Origin of the sequence: Candidatus Alistipes pullistercoris (genome assembly GCF_027665465.1) — a bacterium.
Lineage (GTDB): Bacteria > Bacteroidota > Bacteroidia > Bacteroidales > Rikenellaceae > Alistipes_A > Alistipes_A hominis.
The window spans coordinates 257868-279278 of the sequence record NZ_JAQDED010000005.1 but is presented as its reverse complement, the minus strand read 5'-3'; the positions used below and the strand labels follow the sequence as shown (position 1 = coordinate 279278).

The 21411-nt window shown below is 48.6% G+C and carries 19 protein-coding genes; 9 read left to right on the top strand and 10 right to left on the bottom strand.

Going from position 1 to position 21411, the window contains the following annotated elements; translation table 11 throughout:
* On the top strand, positions 1–247 hold a 247-nt coding region (locus tag PGR91_RS09450; protein ID WP_270399330.1), incomplete at its 5' end, for a hypothetical protein.
* A gap of 292 nt (positions 248–539) precedes the next feature.
* On the opposite strand, the gene PGR91_RS09445 is transcribed toward PGR91_RS09450, so the two are convergent.
* On the bottom strand, positions 540–869 hold the full coding sequence (locus tag PGR91_RS09445) for a hypothetical protein (RefSeq protein ID WP_118655948.1): 330 nt from the start codon (positions 867–869) through the stop codon (positions 540–542).
* A 358-nt stretch (positions 870–1227) separates the two neighbouring features.
* On the opposite strand from PGR91_RS09445, the gene PGR91_RS09440 reads away from it, so the two are divergent.
* The 5 genes from PGR91_RS09440 (at position 1228) to PGR91_RS09420 (ending at position 7041) form a co-directional block, all read left to right on the top strand.
* Complete coding sequence (locus PGR91_RS09440; RefSeq protein ID WP_101572713.1) at positions 1228–2541, top strand: TolC family protein; 1314 nt, start codon at positions 1228–1230, stop codon at positions 2539–2541.
* The gene (locus PGR91_RS09435) at positions 2538–3572 is read left to right on the top strand and encodes an HlyD family secretion protein (protein ID WP_101572711.1); all 1035 of its coding nucleotides are present in this window, start codon (positions 2538–2540) and stop codon (positions 3570–3572) included. The genes PGR91_RS09440 and PGR91_RS09435 overlap by 4 nt, the downstream gene beginning before the upstream one ends.
* A gap of 1 nt (position 3573) precedes the next feature.
* The gene (locus tag PGR91_RS09430) at positions 3574–5184 is read left to right on the top strand and encodes a hypothetical protein (RefSeq protein ID WP_118655946.1); all 1611 of its coding nucleotides are present in this window, start codon (positions 3574–3576) and stop codon (positions 5182–5184) included.
* A 499-nt stretch (positions 5185–5683) separates the two neighbouring features.
* A complete protein-coding gene (locus PGR91_RS09425) occupies positions 5684–5887 on the top strand; it encodes a hypothetical protein (RefSeq protein ID WP_101572705.1) in 204 nt (67 codons plus the stop codon).
* 239 nt (positions 5888–6126) lie between these two features.
* The gene (locus PGR91_RS09420; RefSeq protein ID WP_182424217.1) at positions 6127–7041 is read left to right on the top strand and encodes a restriction endonuclease; all 915 of its coding nucleotides are present in this window, start codon (positions 6127–6129) and stop codon (positions 7039–7041) included.
* 213 nt (positions 7042–7254) lie between these two features.
* Here PGR91_RS09420 and PGR91_RS09415 read toward each other — a convergent pair whose 3' ends face one another.
* From PGR91_RS09415 to PGR91_RS09390, 6 genes are all read right to left on the bottom strand, one after another.
* Positions 7255–8835, bottom strand: a complete 1581-nt coding sequence (locus tag PGR91_RS09415) for a L,D-transpeptidase family protein (protein ID WP_118655940.1) — start codon at positions 8833–8835, stop codon at positions 7255–7257.
* 71 nt (positions 8836–8906) lie between these two features.
* Positions 8907–10175, bottom strand: coding sequence for a dicarboxylate/amino acid:cation symporter (locus PGR91_RS09410; RefSeq protein WP_055204885.1), 1269 nt, complete (start codon positions 10173–10175; stop codon positions 8907–8909).
* Between the two features lie 149 nt (positions 10176–10324).
* Entirely contained in the window at positions 10325–11629 is a 1305-nt protein-coding gene (locus PGR91_RS09405) for a DEAD/DEAH box helicase (protein WP_118655936.1), read from the bottom strand.
* 195 nt (positions 11630–11824) lie between these two features.
* The gene (locus PGR91_RS09400; protein WP_182424216.1) at positions 11825–12280 is read right to left on the bottom strand and encodes a DUF1893 domain-containing protein; all 456 of its coding nucleotides are present in this window, start codon (positions 12278–12280) and stop codon (positions 11825–11827) included.
* Between the two features lie 16 nt (positions 12281–12296).
* On the bottom strand, positions 12297–13700 hold the full coding sequence (locus PGR91_RS09395; RefSeq protein ID WP_055204881.1) for an aldo/keto reductase: 1404 nt from the start codon (positions 13698–13700) through the stop codon (positions 12297–12299).
* A 12-nt stretch (positions 13701–13712) separates the two neighbouring features.
* The gene (locus PGR91_RS09390) at positions 13713–15224 is read right to left on the bottom strand and encodes a 4Fe-4S binding protein (RefSeq protein ID WP_101572697.1); all 1512 of its coding nucleotides are present in this window, start codon (positions 15222–15224) and stop codon (positions 13713–13715) included.
* Between the two features lie 831 nt (positions 15225–16055).
* Between PGR91_RS09390 and PGR91_RS09385 the strand changes: the two genes are divergently transcribed.
* The 3 genes from PGR91_RS09385 (at position 16056) to PGR91_RS09375 (ending at position 17977) form a co-directional block, all read left to right on the top strand.
* Positions 16056–16232: a histone H1 gene (locus tag PGR91_RS09385; protein WP_118459034.1), complete on the top strand. Its 177-nt coding sequence runs from the start codon at positions 16056–16058 to the stop codon at positions 16230–16232.
* Between the two features lie 434 nt (positions 16233–16666).
* Positions 16667–17215: a hypothetical protein gene (locus PGR91_RS09380; RefSeq protein ID WP_147387371.1), complete on the top strand. Its 549-nt coding sequence runs from the start codon at positions 16667–16669 to the stop codon at positions 17213–17215.
* Positions 17216–17272: 57 nt separating this feature from the next.
* Positions 17273–17977, top strand: coding sequence for a hypothetical protein (locus tag PGR91_RS09375; protein ID WP_147387370.1), 705 nt, complete (start codon positions 17273–17275; stop codon positions 17975–17977).
* A 45-nt stretch (positions 17978–18022) separates the two neighbouring features.
* Here PGR91_RS09375 and PGR91_RS09370 read toward each other — a convergent pair whose 3' ends face one another.
* The 3 genes from PGR91_RS09370 to PGR91_RS09360 are packed head-to-tail and all read right to left on the bottom strand — an operon-like array spanning position 18023 to position 21015.
* The gene (locus tag PGR91_RS09370; RefSeq protein WP_118655930.1) at positions 18023–18673 is read right to left on the bottom strand and encodes a glycosyl transferase; all 651 of its coding nucleotides are present in this window, start codon (positions 18671–18673) and stop codon (positions 18023–18025) included.
* 3 nt (positions 18674–18676) lie between these two features.
* Positions 18677–19315, bottom strand: coding sequence for a glycosyl transferase (locus PGR91_RS09365; RefSeq protein ID WP_118459132.1), 639 nt, complete (start codon positions 19313–19315; stop codon positions 18677–18679).
* Positions 19316–19332: 17 nt separating this feature from the next.
* Positions 19333–21015, bottom strand: coding sequence for a glycosyltransferase (locus PGR91_RS09360; protein WP_118459134.1), 1683 nt, complete (start codon positions 21013–21015; stop codon positions 19333–19335).
* Positions 21016–21411 lie beyond the last annotated feature (396 nt).

Here is a 21411-nt window from a genome sequence, read left to right as displayed (position 1 = left end):
TGTCACTCTTAGAAGACATTTCGCGCTGGAGATCCATAAAAGAGTATTTATCGCACAGCGGCGGTTGTCCCATAAAGAAGCATACGATCAAGCTGCATCCGCAAGCGGCCGTGCCCGAAACGTGCAGATTCATGGGAGCGAGAAACAAGGTACCCGCCTCGATGGTACGACGCGGAAGACAACCCCATTCGAGAAACAGGCTGCCCTCGGCAACGTATACAAGCGCGCTGTGACGATCATTGCATGACGGCAAGAGTTCGCCTACGGACAAATGGTATTGTCGGAAGAGAGATGTCGTATCTGTCGCGTAATTTTTGCAAGACAAATGCGTTTCTATATTGTAAAGGGACATGACAAAACAAACTCGTGGTTTCCTTTTGCAAAATTACAACGTCAGAAATAGAAATAATTTAAAAAATCTGACAAAATATTTAAAATACGCGACAATTTGCACCCTTTTTTACGGTAAAAGCCCCCATTCTATGTTATTATACGCCATAAAAACTCTCGGAACGATACCCGAATCATGCCTTCGTCCATCATCGATTCAAGACAACAGCGGCATGCGGCATCGAACCGCAATACATGAATATGAGCGGCAGTTTCAATTTCCAGCGAAAGTCCCGGCCCGAAAAGATCGAAGAGGAGATCACGGCGAAACTGAAAAAGTCCGCACACGTAAATAAATCCCGAATGGCGCAAACAGCCCGAATGTAACGGACGTACCTGTGTACGATACCGGCCTCTTCTATCGTGACAATAAAACCGTCCATCCACGCCCAATAAACGATCCGCAGGCTCGCCAGCTCGTCGCAGGACAACTCTTCCCTGATTATCCATGCCTCCTGCAAATCGTAGGGAACCTTCATCGCAGTCAGTGCAACAGCATCGTCCGACTTTCAATTTGCTGCGTAACCGGCACAGCAGACCTACTCCGCGGGCCATGATGTTTTTTACTTTCACCTTTAGCAATTTTTCCGTCTGTTTTATTCGGCATTTCCAACGTTTTTCGTAAATTTGCCATGCGACTCACAAAGAGTGGCGCCTATATGATCATAAAGAGTAAGTGCATTGTAACAATCTGTATCCCTGTAAGAAATTGGGGCTATCTGGAGAACTGGAAAAGCACAGCTTCGGTTTGTGGCTCGTAAATCACGAGCTGAGTTCAGTCATATATTCGGACTGACAAAACGATCAATTCCCATCACATAAAATAATCAATCCTTTATGAACAATCTTCGATTGCTCGCAGGGCTGCTTCCTGTAGCCTTGTTGAGCGGCGGGGTGTGCTCTTACGGTCAGTCGATAATTACCTTGGAGGAGATTTTCGAGGCTGCCGAAACCAACAGTGCACAACTTCGACCTTCATTTACTGCGCAGACCGAAGCCGAACGTGAAATAAGCGTCGCACGCGCAGGCCGTCTGCCCGACATCAACGCATCGCTGTCGCTGAGCTATATAGGAAACGGCTTCACAACCGAGCGCAGTTTCAGCGATTATCAGAAAGCTCCCATACCGCATTTCGGAAACGGATTGTCGCTGAATGTCACTCAGCCAGTCTATACCGGTGGAGCCCAAACGTATGCCATAGAGCTTGCCGAACTGAAATCAACGGCGGCACGATATGCGACCGATTTTCAGCGCAACAATATTCGTTTCCAATTGACAGGATTTTATCTCGACATCTATAAATATACCAATCTGCGTCGGGTTATAGAAAGCAACATATTCGCAGCACGAAAGGTATTGGAAGAAATGCGGGCACGTTATGAGCAGGGAACGGCTCTTCAAAATGACATCACACGTTATGAACTCTTGATGTCAAACCTTGAGTTGCAACTTGTCAGGATAAACAATACGCTCAATATTCTCAATACCAATCTCGTGACAACGGCGGGATTGTCCGACGGAACCGTCATCGTTCCGGATTCTACCATTCTCGCCCGCTCCTTGCCGATGGGGGAAGAGCACAGATGGCAACAGGAGGCGATGGAGAATTCTCCGTCATTAAGCCTTGCACGTTCCGCTGTCGACATAAATCGTAAGGCGGAGGCTATCGTCCGTTCCGAGCGATTGCCCAAAATAGGACTTCAGGCAGGCTGGACTCTCGACGGACCCATTCTTGTGGAAGTTCCGCCAATCAACCGCAATTTAAGCTATTGGTATGTCGGAATCGGAATCAGCTACAATATCTCTTCACTGTATAAAAGCAACAGGTCTTTGACAAAGAAACGCATTGCGACGCAACGGGCCATAGAAGAACTGAACGCCGCACACGAGAACGTATCGCTCACCGTGAGGGCCGACCATATACGCTATCTCGAAGCTTACGAGACGCTGAAGACCCAAGAGAAAAGCGTAGAGCTTGCCCAACGCAATTACCGCACGACTTCCACGCGATATTCGGCGGATATGGCATTGATCACCGACATGCTCGATGCGGCCAACGCAAAACTCGATGCGGAACGGCAGCTCGTAAATGCCCGTATCGACATCATCTACTATTATTACAAACTTTTATTTGCTACAGGAAAAATATGAAACACCATAACAAAAAGATACTTTCTTACATTATTACCACGGCGGTAATCGCTGTCGCAGCATTATGGGTCGGCAACAAGTTCATCCATCTCGGCAATATTGAATTTACCGATAATGCACAGGTACGTCAGCAGATAGTGCCTGTAAACAGCCGAGTGCAAGGCTATATCAAAGAAATTCGTTTCAGGGAGTACGCAAAGGTTAAGAAAGGCGACACACTTGTCATAATCGACGATGCCGACATGCGGCTCAATGTAGCCCGTGCAAACGCCGATTACCAGAATGCCCTTGCCGGACGCAGTGTCGCCGATCGATCGGTTGCTTCGGCCTCGGCAAACGTAGCGGTCAGCGAGGCATCTATCGCCGAAGCAAAAGTGCTGATGGAGAATGCGGCGACTGATCTGACACGATACGAAAAACTACTGGCTCAAGACGCCGTTACCCATCAACAGTATGATGGAGCCAAGACGGATTATGAGGCAAAAAGAGCTCGTTATGAAATGCTTGTCCGACAATGTTCGGCAACGTCGTCGGTAGTCGATGTCAATCGTCAGCGCATGTCTCAGTCAGAAGCGGGGATCAAACTTGCCAAAGCTCTTCTTGAAACTGCTGAGCTCAACCTCAGCTACACCGTCATTATCGCCCCGTGCGACGGCTACACTTCGCATAAGGAGATACAGGTCGGTCAGCTCGTACAACCGGGGCAGACCCTTCTCGATGTCGTCGATTCCGGCGATATCTGGGTTACGGCAAATTACAAGGAAACCCAGCTTCGGCACATTACCCCCGGCAGCAAAGTCGAAGTAACGGTCGATGCCATTCCCGGAGTGGTTTTCAACGGCGAAGTGAGTGCCATCTCAACGGCAACGGGGGCATCTCTTTCCCTTATTCCCCAGGACAATTCTGCCGGCAATTTCGTAAAAGTGCGTCAGCGCATACCCGTAAGAATCGAATTCGCGCCCGATAATAAACCGGAGGATATGGCCCGGCTCCGCGCGGGCATGAATGTGGAATGTCGCGTGAAATACTGATATGGCAGACTGGCATGTTCAACAGGGACCGTTCGACATACCGGACGTTCCCGACTTCATCCCGCGGCGACTCAAGCCGTATCTGTTCATCTTTTTTGTCCTGATAATCCAATTCTCGGGAGGCGTGTATCTCGCAGCCGCTTCCGATATGGTGGGCACAAAAGCAGTGATGCAGGAAGATATTCTCATGGCCGGTTACGCCTCGCTCATCGGCATGGCTATCAACTTCGCCATGATGTTTCGCATCAAGTTCCGTTTCTCCACCCGAAACCAATTGCTCGTCTCTGGCATGGTACTGATCGCAGCAAACGTGATATGCGCCTATACCGCAAGCGTACCTCTGCTCGTCGGAACTTGTTTCGTGGCGGGATGGTTCAGGATGCAGGCGACATTCGCATGTAACTCTACCATACAACTATGGTTGACTCCCGTGCGCGACATGGCGATATTTTTCTGCTATGTCTATATCATAGTCGACAGTGTCATACAACTCAGCGGCATAGCCACGATATACACTGCGTTTTTCTCCCAATGGGAATACATGCACTGGATTATGACGGGGATGCTCGCCTTGATGATGCTCATGGTGATGATCCTTGTAAAGCCTGTGCGCGGACCGATGTTCATTCCTTTGCTCGGCATCGACTGGATCGGTGCGGTTTTGTGGGCGATATTCATGCTTTGCTTCGCATTCGTCTGCGTTTACGGCAGTTTCTATGACTGGTGGGACGCTGCCGAGGTATGCGAAGCAACATTGATCGGCATCGTCTGTATCGGCATAAACCTGTGGAGAGCCTCTTTTTTACATCACCCCTATATCTCATTCCGGGCGATGAAAAATCGCAACGTGTTACGTGCCACCGGCATATATTTCGTCTTCTTTATGCTGATTGCTACCGAGCATGTGTTCGAACATAGCTATGCCGCCAACATTCTCGGTTTCGATGACACCAATCTCATAGACCTTAATTGGTATGTCTTTGCCGGGATCGTTGCCGGATGCGCGTTCACATACCTTACATTCGCCCGGCGTAAATGGAGATATAAGACCATGACGGCCATAGGTTTCGCCCTTGCGGCCGCTTATCTGGCATATTTCTATTTTGTCATAGACTACGGTATTGAGAAAGAAATGCTTTTTATTCCGCTCTTTTTCAGAGGAGCGGCTTCAGTGATAATCTCCATCGTGTTTCTGACTTCGATAGTACAGAGCGGCCTGCCGTTTCAGGTATTTCCGCAAGCTCTGACGATCAACGGCTTCACCGGAGCGGTAATGGGCGCTACACTCGGTCCGGCGCTGATAGGCGAATTCCTACAACATACGATGGCTAAAAATGCAGCTTTGCTGAGTTCCAATATAATCAATGCCAATACCGATGCCCTGCATATTCCACTAACTCGACTTTACGGCATGGTACAGACACAGGCTCTCGTAATCTCCATGAAAGAAATATATGGCTGGTTGCTGCTTGCAGCATTGGTGTCATTGCTGATCATTCTTATAAGCTATGGCACGGTGCATCCATTTGCCATCTTCCCGAAATGGAGCACCGTTCGCAGGGTAATCAAGCATATTGTCCGTACCACCGATAATGAAATACGGCCAATGTAATTAATTGGTATTAACCGTATCGGACTGTTGTGTCAATTCAAAAGCGCGACCATCTGGAAACCCCTATGACAAACATTACGTCCGAACAGCGCCGATTGCTCGATGGGCTGAGCACAGATCAAGGGAAACGGATGCCGCTACGTTGTCGAGTTCCTGACCGTAGAGCAGATGCGTGAACATAACTACGACGTGACGGAACAAGCGGCCGACGTTATCGACCGTATTGTCTAAAAGGTCGAAGTGGGTACGAACGTCATGCTCCGTATAGGCCAACAATTACGGAATAAAATCACTCGAAAACTATTAGCAAATGACAAGACAAGAGTGCCTGCGGCGCTCTCCGATCGAGGGCGTCGTTTTGAGATCACCACGGAATACGTGCGGATCTACAATGACTGCACAATGTTTCTTAATGCATACAACTACATTATAATCAGACTGAAGACATTCGGCGACAATTTGATGAACTACGAAGTATCGCTTCACTAAAAAACTGACATTGAAAGACACGACCAGATTCATGCTTGCTGTCCGGGAACTCTGCCCGGTCTACCGCACCGTATGCGACGATATCGGACGGCTTTTCTCTGAGCTGACGGAACTCGTCCGCCGGATAGAACGGGACGGGATTCACAGAGACTATTCGGACGACGAACTGCTGGAAGCCGCTATACGGAGGCAAAACAAGATCGGCAAATATTAGTCAGAAACTTTCCGGATAATCCGTTTCGTTCATCAGTCGAGTTTCGCTATATTTGTAACTAAGGCGGATCCGAATTATTTAAATATGATTCATAGTAATAGCAATTATATATACCAGAATCAACATCTCAACGGCAATCCGCCAAAGAAAAATAGATTCAATCACTATCGATAATTAATATGGCAACAATATCAAATAGTATAAAGTTTATTAATCACAAAACACAAAATCATCCCTTAATGTCACATCTGGAAAGAGCGATCTACGATAAATTCCACACCCTGTTTCCTCAAATGGGATACGATGTATGTATTCCTCAACGACAAAGAGGACATACATACACTCCAGATTTCGTCATCAGTTCAATAGACCAAAAATATAAGATCGCCGTAGAAGTGAAAGGCAGTAATCATATCTACGGAAATTTTTTCAGCTATGTGTCCGATATGTTCGCCAGACTACAAAAAACAGATTCTTATGATAAATTTTTATCGGTCTCGGATCATATAAAAAACGTTAATAATCATTTTTCACATCATGGATCATCATCGAACATCGAAATAATAGACATCGATGAAATACATAACTGGATCGAACGGTTAGAACAATCGTCCTCGGATCAGTCAGAGAATCCATACGATATATTAATCCATTTACGGAAATTCAACAAAAGTATCATCCGTTGTATCGCATGTGCTCCTGAGCAATTATACAATCTTGAATGGAGAGATACGGAACGGGTAATCGCCGAATTATTCGAAGGGATCGGGTTCAATGTTACTCTAACCCGTTGCAGTAAAGACGGAGGGAAAGATATTATTCTCGAATACAAAATAGGCAACAGCACTAAATCATATATTATCGAAATAAAACACTGGAAATCAAAAACAAAGGTCAACAAAAATAGTGTAAAACGATTTACACAAATTGTCGTTAATGAAAATCGGGAAAAAGGATTGATGATATCGACATTCGGCTATACACGCAATTATTATGAAAGCCTGACAGAACACGAATTAAAAAAAGTTTGTTTTGGAACCCGGAATAAAATCGTTGATTTATGCAAAACCTACGAAAAAATTCAGGGAGGAATATGGGTACCTCTTGACCTGGAGGGAGAATTTACAAAAGAGACTTTTACGCCAGTCTTTTGAACGAGATTATGAAGAACAATATCATAACGTAAGAATAATAAAAATAAAATCTTCCACGCGATATGTTTTGTATCCGTCTTGGACTTTAGTCTTATTTACCAGCACATTGACGGGGAAATGCATGCAATCTGTGTTAATAGATATTGAATTCGTTTTCGTGCACAAAGGCAACGATTTTATAACAAAAAAACTATTTCCGTTAAAAAAAACAGATCACCGGCGCTGTGTTGCGATCAGCATGTAAGGCGACCGGTGCGGATCGAGCCATTGCAGCGTTTCGATCACCTTCGACTCGGTAACGGTTATGCAACCGGCGCTGCCGCGGTTATAACCGCTTTCGAGGTGGAAGAAAATTGCGCTCCCTTTGTATTTTTCGATCGGGCGCGTGTTGTATTCGACTACGGCGGCGTACTTGTAAGCGTCGTCGTCGCGGCGCAGGTATTCGAAATTGTCCGTCGCGGGCGTCTCGGTGGTCATCCGGTTATACATCGGGTCTTCCGAATCGCTGATCCAGTAATGTTGCTTGGTAACCACCAGGAACGGCCATCGCAGGTCGATGTCGTCCCGGTAACCGAACGCGAATCCCATCGGGTAGGCTCCCGTCGGAGTCCGCTGGTCGCCTTCGAGTTTCTCGCCGTAAGGCGCGATCCCGCGGCGGCCTACGTTGGCATGGATCGCCGGAAAGGTTTCCGCCCACCGCCCGTCGTCCTGCTTGTCGAAACGGCGGAACGCGCACAGTACCGAATCCGGCCGGTCGTTATAAACCAGGATCAACTGTCGGCAACTGTCCGGCAATTGCACGTTCGCATCGAGGAAACGACCGATCAGCTCGCCATTGCTGTCCGTTTTGCGGCAATCCCCGATATAATCGTCGATCCGTGCGATCCGGCGATCGACGGCCTCCCTTGCCTGCGCATCGTATTTCCGAGCCTCTTCGTAAAACGACCGGGCGCGTTGCAGCGCCGCGAGATCCTCCATCCCGAAACCCGCATTCGCGTATAAATGTCCCAACGCCTGATTGCACCACGCCTTGCGGGCATAATTTCCGCGCCGGATAAAATCCCGAATCTCCGGCCAGCGGATTTCCGCCCGCTCGCACAGATAGACGTCTCGGATCTTATCCTGCAACGGAGTGTGCAGCTCCTCCTGAATCCGGAAACAATCGCGGTATAACAGATCCGCCAGCGGATTCGTCCATGCATAAAATTCGCCTGCCATCTCCAAGCCTGCCATTTCCAGCCCTGCACGCCCTCGCAATGCGTCCGACACGGTATCGGGCAACGTCATAAAACCCGTTACCGTACCGGATGCAAGCGTATCACCGCCTCGTAACGCCACATAACCCAAGCGTACCGTATCGCCTCCGTCGACCGACAGGCTAAGGTCGATATCCTTGCAACCGAAAATTTTCCGAACGCGGCGTTCGACATTTCTCCATCGTCCCGTATGCAATCCGTAGTCTCCCCGGCCGTCGAGCGAAAGGCGTTTTTCGGCAAACGACTTCGCGTCCGTCACACGGCCGCCCTCTTCTGCGAAGGCTCCGCGCAAACTCGCCGCCGTAAAAAAAGAAGCCAGATCCAATCCCTGTTTCAACGCCTGTTCGGTCATTTCGGGCGTTATCCCGCGCCGAGCCAACGCATCGGCCACCTCCGCCGAACGCAGGTAGACCACCGGCCCCGGACACGTTGCGCGCACGAACAACACCGCAACGACTACGCACGCAAAAAAGGCGGCCAGCAAACGGACGAAAACCCTTTGACGGGCAGAACGGATACAAAAATCGGATCGTTTCATTTTCCGGATATTTTCAGTTAAAAACAACTATCGTACGAAACACAGCCGCCGGTCGGCCAAACAGCAACGGGTCACGCCTGCCGCCGATCGGTCTCGCCCGCGCTCACCACGCAAGCCGCCATCGCATCGCCCGAAACATTCACCGCCGTAATCAGCATATCCAGCGGACGATCCATCGCAATGATCAGCGCGATCCCCTCGGCCGGAATCCCTACCGACACGAGCACCAGCATCAGGATGGCCATTCCGCCGCTGGGAATCCCCGGCGTACCGATCGACGAAACCGTCGTCAGCACGACGATCGAAAGCATCTGCGTCAGGGTCAGGTCGATCCCCATGACCTGCGCGACGAAAACGGTCGCGATGGCGTGGTAGCAGCTCGTCCCGTTCATATTGATCGTGATCCCGGTCGGCAGCACGAAGGAAATCACGTTGTGCGGCAAGCCCAGTTTCCGCATCTGTTCCATATTCACAGGCAGGCAGGCTGCGCTGGAACACGACGTAAAAGCCAACAACTGCACCGGCAGCACCGCGCGCATGTAATCACCGAGCTTGGTCCGGGAAAAAAAGCGAACGATCAGCGGATAGCATACCAACAGGATGAAAACCAATCCGATCACCACCGTAAGGGCGTAATACCCGAGCGCCAGCAACAAATCCGAATCGCCGGCAAAGCTGACGACCAGATCGGCCATCAGCGCGAACACCCCCAGCGGGGCGAACTTCATCACGTAACCGATGATCTTCAGAATAATCCCGTTCAGCGATTCGATCAGGTTTTTCACCGGCGCGGATTTCTCCTTTCCGACAGCCACCATCGCCACGCCAAATACGATCGACAACAGGATCAACTGCAACATGGCTGTGTTGTCGCCGGCCGCCTGCACGACGTTTTCGGGGATCACGTCCACGACGAATTGCAACGGACCGGAACTTTTCACCTCCTGCGCATCGGCGCGTCTCTGTTCGACAGCCTGCTCGTAATGACTCCGGAACTCCTCGGTCTTTTCGCGCGGAAAAACGTTACCGGGCTGAATCGCATTGACGACGATCAGCCCGATAAAAATAGCGAACACAGTGGTAGTCAGGTAAACTCCGAGCGTTTTCAATCCGAGCCGGGACAGGTGTTTTACATCGCTCAAGTTCGTAATGCCGCTGATCAGCGATACGACCACCAGCGGAACCGCCACCAGGCGCAACATCCGGATGAAAATGGTTCCCCACGGCTTGACCCAATCGGTCACCAAATGCCCGCATCCGCCGGAAACAGCAGCGAAACCGAGCACGGTTCCGAGCGCCATTCCGATCAGGATCGTGATATATAGCGGTAATTTCTTCATCGTTTGCAATCGACAGCCTTTCCCTATCCGGGACTTTCACGGAACGGAGGCTTACGCACGACCGGATCTCGTTTCCGGTAAGAGTCAAACAAATATAACGCAAAATCCCGGAATCCGAATATCCGGAATCCGGACGATCGGCCGAACCGTTAATTACCTCCGCCGCTGCCGGCTTCGCGGGGACGTTTGCCGCTTCCCTGCCGGCGTCCGTAACGGCCGCCCGGCTTACCGGAACTTCCGCTCCCTTTACGCGGCCCCCGGCCATGGAAATTACGACGGCCCCCCCGCCGATCGCAAGCCGCCGGATCGTATTTCGGCCCTTTGCCGAGCCGTTCGGGAATCGGCAGCTTTTCGATCTCCCGCTCGATAAACGTCTCGATCCGCTGGAATTTATCCTGTTCCTGTTCGCTGACGAACGTGATCCCGGTACCGGTCGCACTCGCACGGGCCGTACGACCAATCCGGTGGATGTAATCTTCCGGGTCGTGCGGCACGTCGTAATTGATCACCGTACCGATATCCTCGATGTCGATTCCGCGCGCCACAATGTCCGTAGCCACGAGGATATCGATCTTACCGTTGCGGAAATCGAGCATCACCGCTTCTCGCTGCTCCTGTTCCAGATCGGAATGCATCGCGCCGACGTTCAGCTTCATTTGCTTCAGCGTGCGCGCCAGCTCTTTGGTCTTCAGCTTCGACGACGAGAAAATAATCGTTTTCGTCCCCGAAGGCCGGGCGAACAATTCGCGGATAATTCCGATTTTCTGGTTTTCGTAACATACGTAAGCCACTTGGCTGATCGCCTCGTTGGGTTTGGATATGGCGATGTTCACCTCGGACGGATCGCGCAGGATTTGTTTGGCCAACTGCCTGATTTTCGGAGGAAGCGTCGCCGAGAACATCACGGTCTGCCGCTGGGCGGGCAACTCGGCGACGATCTTCATAATATCGTCGAAGAATCCCATATCGAGCATCCGATCGGCCTCGTCGAGCACGAAATAGCGCACGTGCGACAGATCCACCCCGCTGTTCTGAATATGGGCCAGCAGGCGTCCGGGCGTAGCGATCACGATGTCGGAGCCCATGATCATCCCCTGTTTCTGCTGACTCCAGCCGATACCGTCGCCACCGCCGTAAACGACCGTCGTCGAAAGGGGTAAAAAGTAGGAAAAACCCTGAAACTGGATATCGATCTGCTGCGCCAGCTCGCGCGTGGGAACTACGATCAGCGATTTCACCACATTGTCCGGATTGCCCTCGTGCAGCAAACGGTCCAACAACGGAAGCGTATAGGCGGCCGTTTTGCCGGTGCCGGTCTGAGCGCAAGCGATCAGATCTTTTCCTTCGAGAATAATGGGAATAGTTTGTTCCTGAACGGGGGTCATCTCTTTGAAGTTCATCGTTTCGATTCCTTCCATGATGCCTTCGTGCAGGCCGAGTTCGTCGAATTTCATCTTTTTCGTATTAAAATCATACAAAGATACGGAAACAATCCGCTTTATTCCAGCAGGAACCGGCAAAAAACGATGAAAATATTCCAAACCGCACGCTTTCACGTTCCGGCCGAAAATACCCCGGCGCCGTTTCTTTGTACAGAGTACTACAAATCACGCGCATACCGGACAACAGACGAAACGCCCCGGCCGCGCCTATCCCTCCCGTTTCATCGTCTCGATAAAATCCGTTACCTGTGCCAGGCACTCTTCGGGCGTTTGCAATCCGTCGCAACGGGTTTCCAACGGACACCGGCCGGTATGCGTACGGTTGACGATATGCGGCACGCAAAGCCTGTAACCGGTGCCGACCGCATTTTTCTCCAGCAAATCGAGGGCCGGCCGGCTGATCACATCCGCAAATACCTCTTCGACGCCGCCCAAAGCCAGCAACGCTGCGGCCGCCTTGCCCACGACCTTATCCGCGACGAAAGCCCCGCGCAGGAGCCCGGGTTCCTCTTTCAGCAGCCGGTACAAGTCTTTCACGCCCCGTTCATAGAATACCCGCATATCGGAACCGTTACGAATCACGCACGAACACCGTTCCGCAAAGAGCCGGTCAATCGCCTGCCTTCGCAACTCCGGAGTTATTCCGTTTGTATCCCTTGCCATACTCCGTTCATTTTAGTTAGAATGCACGCCCCTGCTTCAGATCTTCGACGAATTTGTCGATGCGCTGCATCTCCGCGGGAATGTTGATGCTTTGCGGACAATGGGGATTGCACTGGTTACAGCCGATGCAATGATTGGCCTGCCGCAAGCGCGGCACCGAACGGTCGTAGCCAACCAGAAACGCCCGCCGCGCTTTCCGGTAATTCGCATCCTGCGACGAAGAGGGCATATTACCTTCGTTGATACACTTGTTGAAATGCAGCAGAATGCCCGGAATATCCAATCCGTAAGGGCACGGCATACAATATTTGCAGTCGTTGCAGGGAATGGTCGGATAACGCAGCAACGCCTGCGCCGTCTCTTCCAGAAACTCCTTGTCCGAACCGGTCAGTTCCTCAAGCGGCGAATAGGTACGCAGATTATCCTGCAGATGCTCCATGTAAGTCATACCGCTCAGCACGGTCAGCACGCCGGGAAACGATCCCGCGAAACGGAACGCCCACGAGGCGACGCTCGCTTCCGGACGACGTTGCTTCAGTTTAGCGGCGATATGGTCGTGCACGTTCGACAGCCGGCCGCCCAGCAGCGGCTCCATGATGACGGCCGGAATACCCCGTTTTTCGAGTTCACCGTAAAGATATTCGGCGTCAGTATTCCTATCGTTGACCTCTTTGGCGTGTTTCCAGTCGACGTAATTGAGTTGGATCTGCACGAAATCCCATTTGATCTCATCGTGCCGCGCAAGCAGGTAATCGAAGACCTCGATATCGCCGTGATACGAGAATCCCAAGTTTCGGACACGTCCCGCTTCGCGTTCGGCAACGAGAAAATCGAGCATCCCGTTATCGAGATAGCGTCCTTTCAGCGCCTCCATACCGCCCATACCGATGCCGTGAAGCAACAGGTAGTCGAGATAATCGACCTGCAACTCCTTGAACGAATTGCGGTACATCGCCAGCGAAGCTTCCCGGCTCCAAGTCGCAGGAGCAAAGTTAGACAATTTGGTGGCAATCAAATATTTGTCGCGCGGATGACGGCTCAGCGCAATGCCCGTTGCGCGTTCCGAACGCCCTTTACAATAAGCGGGCGACGTATCGAAATAGTTGACGCCGTGCGCGATGGCGTAATCGACCAGCGAATTGACCATCTGCTGGTCGATCTGCTCGTCGCTGCTGTCGGCAACGGTCGGCCAGCGCATACAACCGTACCCCAGCAACGACACGCGGTCGCCCGTAGTCGGATTAGTGCGGTAGGTCATCTTATCGGTCGGAACCTCGCCTTGCGCCGAGCGGTCGCCCGACGCCGGATTGCGCTTCGGACGGCAACCGGACAGCGCAACCGCCGAAACGGCCGCTCCCGCGCCGAGTCTTTTCAGAAATTCGCGCCGGTCTATTTTCTCTTTTTTTATCTTTTTTTCCATGAGTTCGCAATCTTAAATCGTTCTGTGATTTTCGTGTCCTTCGATATAGATCGCACTGAACGGACGCGCCGGGCAAAGGTTTTCGCACGCGCCGCAGCCGATGCACCGCTCTTCGTTCACAACGGGGATTTTCGGAGAATCCGCCGTATCGGGATCGGACGGAACCATCGTAATGGCTCCCGTCGGACAATGGCGAGCGCAGTTGCCGCAATCCACCCCGTCCGTAAGCGGCACGCAGTTCTCTTTCACCCAGACGGCATGGCCGATCTGAATCGACGATTTTTCCGCAAGACCGGTCAGGCGTATCGCATCCGTCGGACAAACCTCGGCGCATTTAGCGCACTCCGGACGACAGTAACCACGCTCATAAGACATTTCGGGCTGCATCAGGGTCGCCAGACGGGCCGAAGGCCGCAATACGCCGTCGGGACATACCGACACGCAGAGCTGGCAGCCGGTACAGTGGGCCGCCATATTCCGGAGACTCCGGGCTCCGGGCGGGACGACGGGCGTCGCCCGATCCGGTATCTTCTTGTCCAAAATAACGGCCAGGCCGCCGTCCACTTTTTTCTCCTGCGCCCGGACGGCTGCCGAAGCGGCCAACAGTCCCAGACCGGTCAAAAAACTGCGGCGGGCTGTATCCGGCTTTCGCGTATCGCCGACCGCTTCGAAAGCGACGGCCGGTTTCGCACCGGTTTTCGCAAACCGGAACCGATAACCGACGGCTCCCTGCCGGCAAGCGTCGATACAATCCATACAATCCACGCACCGGCTGTAATCGATCCGGTGCTTCGACGAATCAATGCAGGCCGCTTTGCATTTACGCGCACAAAGACCGCAACCGTTGCATTTTTCCGTATCGATCACCGGACGGAACAGGGAATACCTGGAAAAAAAACCCAGCACCGTACCCACCGGGCAAATCGTATTGCAATAAGTACGACCGTTACGCCACGCCAGCACGATCAGCGTCACGAAAGTAACGGCGGCCACGAGAAAAGTCGGCAGGCTTTTCATCCACACCTCCGTCCGGTAGAAAGCGTAACTGCCGGCCCTTTCGGCCAGATAGGCCAGCAGGTTGTTTCCCCACTGATACGCGGGAGCGAACAGGTTTTGCACGATGCGGCCGTAGGAACTGTACGGAGCGAGCAACGCCACCAGCGAACCGATACCGGCGACCGCTGCGACGACGAACAACGCCAGCGCACCGTACCTCAGCCACGATACGGCCGGCGAATACGAAAAACGGTATTTTTTCTTTTTCCGTTTCCCGCTGATCCACGAAATCGCGTCCTGAAATACCCCCAACGGGCAGATCACCGAACAGTAGACACGCCCCGACAGAAGCGTCAACGCCAGCAGCGCCACGATTACGCCGACATTCAGCGCCAGTACCGCCGGCAAGAATTGAATTTTCGCCAGCCACCCGAACCACGCGTGCAACGTTCCCGTAAAATCGAGAAACAACAATGTGATCAGCGTAAAACAGACGACGGCGAGCGTTACTCTTATTTTTCGCAACATAGGCTTTTATATATTATCGTTCTTTCGTTTCCATCTTTTACTCCCCGCACCACAAAAATACCTAAAAACAGGCCATATCGACCGTACCCGAATTACGGATAATCCTACCCGTATTACAGACGGGAAACACGTGTGCATAAGGATATTTCCCCGATGTTCGCAAAATTAAAAAAACTTATAACAATTTCACGATCGCTTTTTATTTATAACGATCCGGAACGGAACCGTTTCGCCCCGCTTCGCGGGTTTCGAAAAAGGGTCCGCCTCGGCGAAAGCCGCCGCCGGCCCGCTATGCATCGCCTGTCGCCAGACAGTTCCGGGCATCGGGCAGGATTTACATTCCCGCCGCTTCGCAACGCGCCGACGCCGTCATTCCCACGTCCGGGCAAGAGTATCTGAAAACAAAAACATCCGTACAACCGCCTCACGGCCGGCTGTACGGACATCTGCAATTATCTCAAATCGCGGAGAAAGGGGGATTCGAACCCATCCTCGCAATTGCCTATTTATTAATGCTTACCGCATTCCAATATTTCAAACAGTAACGATTTGGTAACGATTCTGACTGACGTATTTGTCCAGCATTTTACGTCACTTTACCTATCTATTAAGCAAAGGTACTATCTTTTATAGAATTATGCAAGAAGTTTGTCGTAATCTGTAAATCCCGATAAATCATTGAACAAAGACACCTAGCCTCCCCCCGCCCAACCGATTTAATTAATACACCTCAAACAGACAAAAATTACTACATCGGAACTATAAAAACGCGACATAACGATATTCCACAAAAATCGTATATTTGCCCGTCACATTTAAGACTCAATAAAAATGAAAGAATTATTTGAGAAGATCCAGGCCAAGATGGCTGAATTTTCTGCCGATGCGACCCGTCAACTCGAAAATGGAAACAAAGCAGCCGGCACCCGCGCCCGCAAAGCTACCCTTGAACTGACCAAACTGATGAAAGAATTCCGTCAGGCATCTCTGGAAGAGTCGAAAAAATAAACCGTCTTCGGTTTTGCCAATAGAGCCACGCTTATATAGGCGTGGCTCTATATGTTTGTATGGGAATATTAACAGCCATCAACCCTGCTCATACACATAGAGCTAAAAATGAGATTTCTGAGAGATTAGTAGGAAAAAAATAGCTCGTCCATCCCCTTACATTTTCGTAAATACACATTATAACGCTGAATTTCATCAATATAAAACATCTACATCAGTATTTAATTATGCTAAAAAAATAATCCTAATACTGCATTGTATTTCAATCATTATTATTATTATATTTACATCGAACAGATTTTAAATCTCAAAATAAGCAGAGGTTTTACTCGACATAAATAGTTATGTGAATTGTATTGATGAAGATGTTGGAGTAAACAAGGGAAGCCAGTTAAGTCAATTCATTATTTTATTAATTTAAATATAAAAATACGATGAAAACAAAACTTACCTTGGACAAGCTAAAATCAGCAGATTTTCTAGAGATTATTGAAAAAGATGAGATGGAGTCCTCTATTGGAGGGAAAGAACCCCCACCTTCATGTGTATTCCATTGTTTAGATTTTCTAGACGGAGATGCCTTCGACTGGCAGCATTACTCAATTGAAACGCATGAGGTACTAGGATATTGGGCAGGTAGTGGGGGCGAAGTAAATGCAAGTGATATTCCCACAATGGGATCTTTCGGAGACATGGAGGTATTTGAAATCGGAGATAATCAGATATCGATTTCTCAGCAAGGAAACATCACATATAACGGCAAAGAGTACAAAGGGATGATGGTTTTCAATAATGATAATGGCCAGGTGGGCCATGCGGTGGTTATCACCGGCACCTACCTAAATCCTAACACAGGAAAAACTCAAATTAAGTACTGGGATGAGGCAAATCAAATGCCTGGCAAGGTTGATATTGGCGCTTGGTCGACGATCTATGCCGTCGGAGAAGTAGGGTCGTATTCTGCCGGCGGTTCTATATTTTAATAAAAACAGACTATGATGCGAACATTCATATGCCTTATTTTTTTAATTCAGTCCATCATGGTACCGGTGTTATGCCCTGCCCAAAACCAGAAAGTCTGGGCAGGGGACGTAACCCGGAACATCAGTTATTATGAAAACAGATGGTTGGGGAATGAAAACTCCAGGATACTAAAATTGATGGGCGCAACATACACTAAACCGCGTGAGTTCGACGAAATTTTGTATGGGGAAGACTTTTATGGTTATCCTAAATTAAGGAAAATCATGACTGCCGGCTATAACGTATTATATTCCAAAGACCGGCAATGTATCGCCATGTTTTCCTTGTTTCCGCCCCTTACCCCCGAGGACACGCTGTATATCATATCGATGAAACGTTACTCTCCCGACGATCCGCTTCGCGTACTCGACATGCAACACATGTGGTCAACCAGAGCGGATATTATCTTTGCAATGGGACATTATCATTATTTTTTACATGGAAGAAACGATATAGACTGGCGTCAATACCTCGAATATTATCCGGAAGAAAAGGCTAAAAGTATATTCAATGCCGATACGGCTTTCCGGGTTTCACTGAATTTTAAACCTGTGAACGAATACTACGACTACCAGGGGAAGTATAAGTATCTCGACACACTGGTGATCCAAAAGAAAGGACGGGGGTATATTATGATGTACATCTTCACTACGGAGGAAGGACATAAGAAATTCCCTGAATACTTGGAGCAGATAGAAGGAATGTTCCGATATGAGGACTAACAGGTTTCGACGCCAAACGCAAAAAGGGGGAAATTCTCCCTTTTTTTATCGATTTTTCAAAATATAGCGGTCATAAGCCTCCTGATAAATCTTTAGTTTCATCCCGGAATTTGTAAACCGATACATTATCTCGCATTGCAAAGTCCCCAGTCCTCCCGATTTCGGGTAATTCCGAACAGAAATAAATGGGTAGAGCGTCATTTTATGGCTAGTCATTTTCGAAAGATTCTGGTCGAGAGTCAAATTTTCTGTCCCCGGCTCATCGAGCAAGTTTTGATAGAATTTTACATATATGATCGTGAAAGACGAAACCATGAAACTATCGATCCAATACCGATTTCGGCTCAACGGAACGGCATCCTGAAAACTTGCGACACCTCCGCACAAAATATTACATCCTTGTCCATGAGCCTCTATAATATTTCGAATCAGATAATCCTTATGGTATTGTGCCGTAAAAATATGATCGGACTCGCAAAGGACAAACAAATCCTCCTGAGCCTCAATCGCTTTTTTCACGCACCGTTTCACTGTTTGCCAACGATCCGGTTTCCCCCGAGCATCTTTCACGTCATCAATCATACTCAGACAGAACTCATCCCTTCCTTCAAACTGTTTGAACGCTGCCTCTACGGTACCTCCGTCAAATTGACTGCCGATTAGGTAAACCGGCAATTCGATATTAGCCGTCTCCATAATTCATCGCATATTACAATAATAGCGTCTAACCTTATCGATCTTCGATAGCTTTTTAATCGTCGTATCGAACAAGTAATCCACTCGCCCGGTATTATTGTTATTATTCGTTGCATCGGAGTATCCGAATTCCTTCTGAAGTGAAATAAACGGGAATATAACGAATTTGTTTTCGGACAGTTCAGATATTTTTTTATCGGCAGTCATATTTTCAAAATCAGTTATTCCCAAAATCACAGGATAGAACTTATTGAATATCACCACAAACTGATTACCGGTATACTTATCCACCCAGAACATACGATCAGATACCTGTACGGCCGTTTCCAACCAACTGACACCTCCAAGGAGAATATCGGCATTGTGACTCTTCGCTGTTTCGATACCTTCTTGCAGTACCCCGGACGTATAATGCTTGGTAAATGTATGATCATCCTCACAAAAAATGAAATACTCGTCATCGTACAGAGACATCTCTTTTACCACTCCGATCAATGATTGCCATAGCCCGATCGCGCCCACTTCATGTTTGATAGCTTGGACGATCCGCAGATTAAATTCATGGCGATCGGAGAACTCTATTTCGATATGGTTCTTACGTTCGGTACGGCTTTCCAGATTAATGCAGTTTACTCTAATCATATTTTCCCTCCTTGATTTTACAGGTACTTCGAAATATTATCGGCATTTCGAATCAGATTATCCCATTTCCCGGATATGAGCTTCTTTTTCATCAGAGGATATCCCCGCTGTATCATCTCCTCCCAGAAATCAATATGCGGATTGACACTTTCAACCGATCGACACATCTCCGAACATAGTACTTCTGATTTCATCCAAGACACTGGCTTCACTTTACGTCGGATCATATAGCGAGTTAACCCAATTTCGCATTCCTTGATAATGAACCGTCTCAGAGTGGTCTTATTCTCGATTGAAAAGAAACGCCTGAAATCTATCTCATCGAAAAAATCTAGCAAATACTCAATGGCCCGCCCTTTAAATACGAGCAAATGGCTTTGCAAATGATATGCATATCGGGGATCGACATCTTCAGGTGCCTGATAGCTATCGGTAATTCCGCAGAACGAAGATCGTTGTAAACGGCACCATGAGAAAAAGTCATGTAGGGAAGCTCCTCTCACTAATCGATTACTATTATTTACAAACCCGACAGTATGATAGTATGCTAAATTCATCCGTCTAACCGCCTGATAGAAAAAACCGAAGTCATATCCTTTATTTTCCAACAACATATATTCATAACCAGGAACTTCGTCCGATGGTTGATAATTAGTCAGTACAATCACCCTACAAAAATGTTTCTGGAGCTCGCGGATATATTCCATATCTTCCGGAGCGGTCACACCTGAATCGGAGTATCCGACGAAAAAACAAATTGAACTTTTAGAATCAGAATGACTACTTCCACTTGAACTTGGAATCAACTGATACCGTTTGAAACTGGCCCACTCTCTCCGGGCTTCCACAAAACACCGCTTCAGTAAATATCCAGATGCTTCTTTATAAAAACGAAGTTCGTTGATTGTATTTTTGAAATAGTTCCACGTAAAAGCCAGTGTCCTACTGTAACTTACATTGTCAAATCTTTTCCCCAGGATGTTTTTACGTATATCAAAGATCGTATCCCAGGTATCTGAGCGGGGAATCCCGGCCTGCTGTTTTTCATGTATCCTATAACTGATCAACTCTTGATCTACGGGATATATTTCCTTATTCATCGCTAACTGGCTAGCAATCATCCAGTCGTGATATTCATATCCATACCTGTGATAAAACGGAAGAATTTTATCCCTACATGCTGATTTTAAGACCAGCGTAGCGCCTGTAACAACATTGCCGAAACGTAGAATAAACTCCAATATTCTATCTGTAGTCAAAAGGCACTCCTCGTTACGTTTAGCACCAAATGCCTGCCATAAACACCCGTCGATAGGCTCCCCTTCCCCATCAATCAGGGAAGCATTGGTAAAGCAAGCCTGAATTGTATTATCATTTTCAAGAATAGGTATAAGCACTTTCAATTTATCAGGATGCCAGACGTCATCCTGATCCGACAGGCAGATATAATCTCCTTGGCATCGCATGATTGTACGTTCGAAATTCTTCACAGGGCCCAAACGCTCATCATTTACGGTCAAATGTATTTTCCCGTATTTTGCCTGAAATTCTTGGATAATATCAATCGTATGATCTGTCGATCCATCATCACCTATTTGAATTTCATCGATAAAATATTCATCCTGGCAAAAAATGCTGCATAGTTGTTCAGCAATATACTTTTCGCCGTTGTATGTACACAGCGCGACCGATATTTTCATAGATTGATCAGGCAATAGAATAATTACAGGTAATTATCTCTGTCGAATGACAGAATCTAGCATTGAAAGTTACAGTATTTCCCTGATTTTCACAAATAATTTTGGCGAATTTTCCGGATATTTTCACTATCGTGATTTGCCAATTATTATCCCGACCAGATTTCCACATGAATCTTGGTTTAAGCATCTAATCTCGGATGAAGACCTGTATCAAATTAAAATTAATTCCTATATTTATAACAAATAAATTCAACTATTTCTATTAGCAATAATCTTCAGCGAAGCTGGCCCGCAGTCTTGCGAGTCCATCTGATATTCAACCGGAAAGAGTTTAAACATAAAGTTGGGTGAATAGGTTGGACAATCAATTTCTGGATGTGACGGATCGGCAGGATA

Bases quoted from the DNA above. Each gene is read 5' to 3' on its own strand.
- PGR91_RS09445 (WP_118655948.1), bottom strand. From the start codon at position 869: ATGAAGGTTCCCTACGATTTGCAGGAGGCATGGATAATCAGGGAAGAG.
- PGR91_RS09440 (WP_101572713.1), top strand. From the start codon at position 1,228: ATGAACAATCTTCGATTGCTCGCAGGGCTGCTTCCTGTAGCCTTGTTG.
- PGR91_RS09435 (WP_101572711.1), top strand. From the start codon at position 2,538: ATGAAACACCATAACAAAAAGATACTTTCTTACATTATTACCACGGCG.
- PGR91_RS09430 (WP_118655946.1), top strand. From the start codon at position 3,574: ATGGCAGACTGGCATGTTCAACAGGGACCGTTCGACATACCGGACGTT.
- PGR91_RS09420 (WP_182424217.1), top strand. From the start codon at position 6,127: ATGTCACATCTGGAAAGAGCGATCTACGATAAATTCCACACCCTGTTT.
- PGR91_RS09415 (WP_118655940.1), bottom strand. From the start codon at position 8,835: ATGAAACGATCCGATTTTTGTATCCGTTCTGCCCGTCAAAGGGTTTTC.
- PGR91_RS09410 (WP_055204885.1), bottom strand. From the start codon at position 10,175: ATGAAGAAATTACCGCTATATATCACGATCCTGATCGGAATGGCGCTC.
- PGR91_RS09405 (WP_118655936.1), bottom strand. From the start codon at position 11,629: ATGAAATTCGACGAACTCGGCCTGCACGAAGGCATCATGGAAGGAATC.
- PGR91_RS09400 (WP_182424216.1), bottom strand. From the start codon at position 12,280: ATGGCAAGGGATACAAACGGAATAACTCCGGAGTTGCGAAGGCAGGCG.
- PGR91_RS09395 (WP_055204881.1), bottom strand. From the start codon at position 13,700: ATGGAAAAAAAGATAAAAAAAGAGAAAATAGACCGGCGCGAATTTCTG.
- PGR91_RS09390 (WP_101572697.1), bottom strand. From the start codon at position 15,224: ATGTTGCGAAAAATAAGAGTAACGCTCGCCGTCGTCTGTTTTACGCTG.
- PGR91_RS09385 (WP_118459034.1), top strand. From the start codon at position 16,056: ATGAAAGAATTATTTGAGAAGATCCAGGCCAAGATGGCTGAATTTTCT.
- PGR91_RS09380 (WP_147387371.1), top strand. From the start codon at position 16,667: ATGAAAACAAAACTTACCTTGGACAAGCTAAAATCAGCAGATTTTCTA.
- PGR91_RS09375 (WP_147387370.1), top strand. From the start codon at position 17,273: ATGGTACCGGTGTTATGCCCTGCCCAAAACCAGAAAGTCTGGGCAGGG.
- PGR91_RS09370 (WP_118655930.1), bottom strand. From the start codon at position 18,673: ATGGAGACGGCTAATATCGAATTGCCGGTTTACCTAATCGGCAGTCAA.
- PGR91_RS09365 (WP_118459132.1), bottom strand. From the start codon at position 19,315: ATGATTAGAGTAAACTGCATTAATCTGGAAAGCCGTACCGAACGTAAG.
- PGR91_RS09360 (WP_118459134.1), bottom strand. From the start codon at position 21,015: ATGAAAATATCGGTCGCGCTGTGTACATACAACGGCGAAAAGTATATT.